The 4,409-nt window shown below is 47.5% G+C and carries 5 protein-coding genes and 1 pseudogene; all 6 read left to right on the top strand.

Going from position 1 to position 4,409, the window contains the following annotated elements:
* Window positions 1-270, top strand: a pseudogene (locus tag H8709_RS11760) (ABC transporter ATP-binding protein); the annotation flags it as partial.
* A gap of 13 nt (window positions 271-283) precedes the next feature.
* Complete coding sequence (locus tag H8709_RS11755) at window positions 284-1,078, top strand: ABC transporter permease subunit (RefSeq protein WP_002587445.1); 795 nt, start codon at window positions 284-286, stop codon at window positions 1,076-1,078.
* A gap of 12 nt (window positions 1,079-1,090) precedes the next feature.
* Window positions 1,091-1,876 carry an ABC transporter permease subunit gene (locus H8709_RS11750; protein ID WP_002587446.1) on the top strand — a complete coding sequence of 262 codons (786 nt, stop codon included), beginning with the start codon at window positions 1,091-1,093 and terminating at the stop codon, window positions 1,874-1,876.
* A gap of 45 nt (window positions 1,877-1,921) precedes the next feature.
* Entirely contained in the window at window positions 1,922-2,095 is a 174-nt protein-coding gene (locus H8709_RS11745; RefSeq protein WP_072419552.1) for a cysteine-rich KTR domain-containing protein, read from the top strand.
* A gap of 81 nt (window positions 2,096-2,176) precedes the next feature.
* Complete coding sequence (locus H8709_RS11740) at window positions 2,177-3,541, top strand: radical SAM protein (RefSeq protein WP_262398491.1); 1,365 nt, start codon at window positions 2,177-2,179, stop codon at window positions 3,539-3,541.
* Window positions 3,541-4,409: DegV family protein (locus H8709_RS11735; protein ID WP_002587448.1), on the top strand; the 869-nt coding region annotated here is incomplete at its 3' end. The genes H8709_RS11740 and H8709_RS11735, both read left to right, overlap by 1 nt.

Raw genomic sequence — 4,409 nt, 5'->3', positions numbered from 1 at the left:
GGACAGCTTATTGGCATACAGTCCATCAAAGAACTGCGTGAGAGCGGCTATAAGAAAGTCTCTCTGAGCGCAAAGGAGGCTATCCCTCGCGATTTCTTTGATTTGTCCGGCATTGCGAACTATGCGGAGACTGCGGATAAGACCTCTGTTTCCTTTATGTATAACGGAAATATCACGGCGATTATTGACAAGCTTCACCTGCTGCATTTGGACGATGTGCTTTTGGAAGAGCCCTCTTTGGAGGAAATCTTCATGCACTACTATGCGTAAGGAGGTGTCAGGCATGGTCATTTTGAAATATGAACTGAAAAGGCACCGCAAATATATTTTGGGTTGGGCCATCGCCTTGGCTCTGTGTGTTTTTGTGATGACGCCTACCTATTACAGCTTTATGGATGTTTCCACCGGAGACCTCTATGAAACGCTGGGTACGAGTGATTTTTACAAAGGCGTTGGTGTGTCCATGGAATATCTGACCTCACCGTTGGGCATTTATGCGTTTCTTACCAGCTTTTTTATGATTGCGTCCGGTATTTTCGGGATGCACTTCGGTATCGCCATTCACACCAAGGAGTGCTCGGAGCGAACCTCTGAATATCTGTTTACAAAACCCCATACCCGAAAAACGATTTACTGGGCAAAGGCGTTCACGGTTTTTTTCGGCGTAGTGGTCGTGAGCATGGTATATCTTCTCGCCTCTTTTTTGGCGCTGGCCCTGTTCCGCTCCGGCATTGACTGGGGAGAGTTCTTTCTGATTGCTCTTTCCCTCATGCTGGTCACGCTGTTCCTTGCAGCTATGGGGCTTTTGGTTGGAATTCTATTTTCACGCAATCGAAGCCCACTTTTGACTGCCGGGTTAATTGTCTTTGTCGAGTACTGCGTCACCAGCTTCTCCAACATTGTCAGCAACCGTGCCATTAGTTTTCTGTCCCCGTACTCGTTCTTTAGTGCGGCTGAGATTTCCAAATCTGGCTTTTATGAGTTGGATTACTTGGGATGGTGTGTACTGCTGTTTGCCCTGTTTTTGGTGCTGTCTTATCGTGTCTTTTTGAAAAAAGACATCCAGTTCCGCTCATGAGGGGGTGCAAAGATGAAAACATTGGTGAAAAACGAATTCCGCCAAACCAGAAAGACCCTGCTGATCTGGCTGGGGATCATGTTACTGCTGTGCGGATTCTGCTATTTTGAACTTTTATCCTTGAAGGACAGTCTGGATGAGATGGCCCGGACAGTCGGCCAATTTCCTCGCTTGATCATGATCATGTTCGGTGTGAAAGGGGATCTCACGACTGCCCTTGGTTGGTACGCGTGTATCTATTTTTGGGAGGGGCTGTTGGCCTTTGCCTATGCAATCTCTCTGGGCCTGTCCTGTGTGGCGAGGGAAAAGAAATTTGGAACATCCGAATACCTGTTCACAAAGCCTGTGGAGCGGAAAACCATTGTTCTGGCGAAGGTGATCGTTTCAGCAGTGAACCTGCTGGTGTTCGCCCTGTTCAGCGGCGTGTGCAATTATTTCACGATCGTTCTTCCTTTGGGCGGTCTGGATCAGCCGGGAGCGGTGCTTTCCACAACGATGGGAATGTTCTTTACCCAGCTTCTCTTTTTTGCCTTGGGTCTGCTGTTTGCCAGCCTTTTCAAATCTTATAAGGCCGCGGTACGCGCCGGTACGGTTTTCGTATTGGCCGCCTATGTGTTGGCCTTTACTGCCGAGTACACAGGGAATCGTTTCTTGGATTATCTGACCCCTCTGCGGTACTATGATGTGTATGAAGTAGCACTAAATGGCGTCTATCTTTCCTACATCGTCTTAACAGTACTCATTGTGGGCGCGTGTGTAATGGTTTCTACAAGGCGGTGGAAACTGCGTGAGTTGTAAATGTAATTGTCCATAGATATTCTATTATCTGATGAAAAACAAAGAATGAAAAAAAACGAATGGCTATTATGCCCCAACTGCAACAACAAAACGAGAATTAAAATCTGTGATAATACAGTACTTGAAAATTTTCCGCTATACTGTCCGAAGTGCAAACGGGAAATAATAATCAGCGTAAAACAATTCAATACCACAGTTATCACAGAGCCAGACGCATAGACGCAGAGCCGATAACCCGTTAGCCTTGTGCTGCGGATTATCGGCTCTTTTTGCTTTTAAGATAGAAAAGGAGACAAAACCATGAGTAATTCTATTAAAGACAGCGTACAGGCTTTCGCCGTCAATCAAGTGCTGAAATATGTTGACAGCAATCCGCAGGAAGCATTCCCCAAGTTGTTAGATTGGGCGGATAAGTTCGATAAGGATAACCTCTATCTCACACAGCGCCAGCAAATCCGTAAGGTGATGGAGCAGCCTGACAGCAACTGGATGCGCCTGATCAACAGCCTTTGGACGGACATTGATTCTGAAGTCCGCAAAGTGTTCTTCCGCAATTTTATTGTCAATGCATCTCTCTTAGGCAGCCGCAAGCAGGTGGCTAATCGTGAAAAGTACGGCTGCAATATCCCCTGGGCAATCCTGATGGACCCCACTTCCGCCTGCAACCTTCATTGCACCGGCTGTTGGGCGGCAGAATACGGTAATAAGCTGAATCTGAGCTATGAGGAACTGGATGACATCATCAATCAGGCCAATGAACTGGGAACCTATATGTTCCTCTACACCGGCGGTGAACCTATGGTACGCAAGAACGATCTGCTCCGCCTGTGTGAAGCGCATCCTGACTGCGTATTCTCTGCCTTTACCAACGGTACCCTTATCGATGAGAAGTTTGCCGATGAGATGCTGCGGGTGAAGAACTTCTACCCGGCCATCAGCATTGAAGGCTTCGAGGAAGCTACTGATTTCCGCCGTGGCAAGGGTACTTATCAGGCTACTATGCGGGCGATGAAGATTCTGAAAGAAAAGAAGCTGCCTTTCGGCGTATCTGGGTGCTATACCAGCAAGAACATCGACTCCATCAGCTCGGATGAGTTCTTCGATCATCTGGTGGAGTGCGGTGCGAAGTTCGCATGGTTCTTCCACTATATGCCTGTGGGCAACGATTCCGCTGTGGAGCTGCTCCCGTCTCCTGACCAGCGTGAAAAGATGTATAACCGCATCTGCGAATACCGTAGCACAAAGCCTATTTTCACAATTGACTTTCAGAATGATGCGAAATTTGTAAACGGCTGTATTGCTGGTGGCCGCAACTATCTGCATATCAATGCCAATGGTGACATTGAGCCTTGCGCTTTTATCCATTACTCTGACTCCAACATCCGTGAAAAGACCCTGCTGGAAGCATATCAGTCTCCGCTGTTTATGGCCTATCACGACGGTCAGCCCTTTAATGATAATATGTTCCAGCCGTGTCCTATGCTGGAAAATCCTGAATGTCTGCGTAGCATGGTAAAGAAATCCGGTGCCCATTCTACCGAGTATCAGTCCCCGGAAAGTGTTGACCATCTGTGTGATAAGACTACACTTTATGCAGAAACCTGGAAGCCGAAGGCCGATGAGCTGTGGGCTGCTTGTCAGGGCTGTAGTGGGTGTAAGAAGTGATGGACGGCTATCAAATTTTCACAGATGCCACCTCAGATCTCGCACCGGAGTTAACCGCAGGTCTGCCATCTGTTGAAATGATTCCTATGAATGTTGAGATCGGCGGAACAGAATACTCATATGGTTCCCCGGAAGGAATCACAGCCAAGGAGTTCTACCGCTTGCAAAGAGCTGGGAATTTTGCAACGACCTCACAAATCAACCCAACGATTTATTTTAAGCATTTTGAACCCTGTCTGCGACAGGGAACCGATATTCTGTATCTCTGTTTTTCCTCTGGTCTGTCAGGTACATATCAGTCTGCGTTTTTAGCGGTTGAAGAACTACAGCAGGAATATCCGGAAAGAAGAATCATCTGCATTGATACGCTTGCTGCCGCAGTGGGTGAAGGGTTTTTAGTCAGAGAAGCTGCGAAAAAGCAGAGGGAAGGACTGTCTATTGATGAATTGGCTTCTTGGGTCATGGAACACCGATTAGAGGTATGTCATTGGTTTACGGTTGATACCTTTACCCATTTGAAACATGGCGGGCGGGTTTCAGGTGCCGCAGCCGCAATGGGAACGGCTTTGCAGATCAAACCGTTGCTTCATGTGGACAGCGAAGGAAAGCTGCAAGCAGTGGAAAAACCTCGTGGAAGAAAAAAGGCTGTTACCACTCAGATTGCCCGAATGGAACAGGGCTGGAAACCTGAACTTGGTAAATCGATTCTGATAGGTCATGCCGATGACCCTGAAGCAGCAGATATGCTGAAAGAAAGGTTGTTGGAACAATTCCCGGATTCTGAGATTTGTATTGCTTATATTGGCCCTATCATCGGAGCACACACCGGTCCCGGCGCACTGGCATTGATTTACTGGGGAAATAATCG

The sequence above is a fragment of the Zongyangia hominis genome (assembly GCF_014385095.1).
GTDB lineage: Bacteria > Bacillota > Clostridia > Oscillospirales > Ruminococcaceae > Zongyangia > Zongyangia hominis.
Note: the sequence above shows the minus strand (reverse complement) of the source record. Positions and strands in the feature narration are given on the sequence as shown.

Bases quoted from the DNA above. Each gene is read 5' to 3' on its own strand.
- H8709_RS11755 (WP_002587445.1), top strand. From the start codon at position 284: ATGGTCATTTTGAAATATGAACTGAAAAGGCACCGCAAATATATTTTG.
- H8709_RS11750 (WP_002587446.1), top strand. From the start codon at position 1,091: ATGAAAACATTGGTGAAAAACGAATTCCGCCAAACCAGAAAGACCCTG.
- H8709_RS11745 (WP_072419552.1), top strand. From the start codon at position 1,922: ATGAAAAAAAACGAATGGCTATTATGCCCCAACTGCAACAACAAAACG.
- H8709_RS11740 (WP_262398491.1), top strand. From the start codon at position 2,177: ATGAGTAATTCTATTAAAGACAGCGTACAGGCTTTCGCCGTCAATCAA.